Origin of the sequence: Pseudomonas brassicacearum (assembly GCF_003732265.1) — a bacterium.
Lineage (GTDB): Bacteria > Pseudomonadota > Gammaproteobacteria > Pseudomonadales > Pseudomonadaceae > Aquipseudomonas > Aquipseudomonas brassicacearum_D.
Genome location: NZ_MOBK01000154.1, coordinates 1 through 332 on the forward strand (window position 1 = coordinate 1; position 332 = coordinate 332).

The 332-nt window shown below is 56.3% G+C and carries 1 protein-coding gene; it reads right to left on the minus strand.

Annotation, left to right across the window (positions count from 1 at the left end):
- Window positions 1-20: 20 nt before the first annotated feature.
- Window positions 21-332: F0F1 ATP synthase subunit B (gene atpF / locus BK660_RS30545; protein ID WP_123436416.1), on the minus strand; the 312-nt coding region annotated here is incomplete at its 5' end.

A 332-nucleotide genomic window follows, 5' to 3' on the forward strand; every position in this document is an offset into this window, starting at 1 on the left:
TCTGCCATGATCGCCCTCGCTTAGATTTCAGCAGCCAGTTGGTTAACCAGCTCTGCGTGCGCGTTTTGATCGATTGTGGCACCCAGGATCTTCTCGGCGCCGCCGACAGCCAGCAAACCCACTTGGGCGCGCAGCTTGTCTTTGACACTGTTCAGTTCCTGTTCGATCTCGGCTTGAGCCTGAACCTTCACACGGTCAGCGTCGACACGGGCCTTTTCAACGGCCTCTTCGACAATCTGGTTACCGCGTTTCTTGGCTTGCTCGATGATTTCAGCTGCCTGAGCTTTCGCTTCGCGCAGTTGCTGACCCGCTTTTTCTTGGGCCAACTCCAG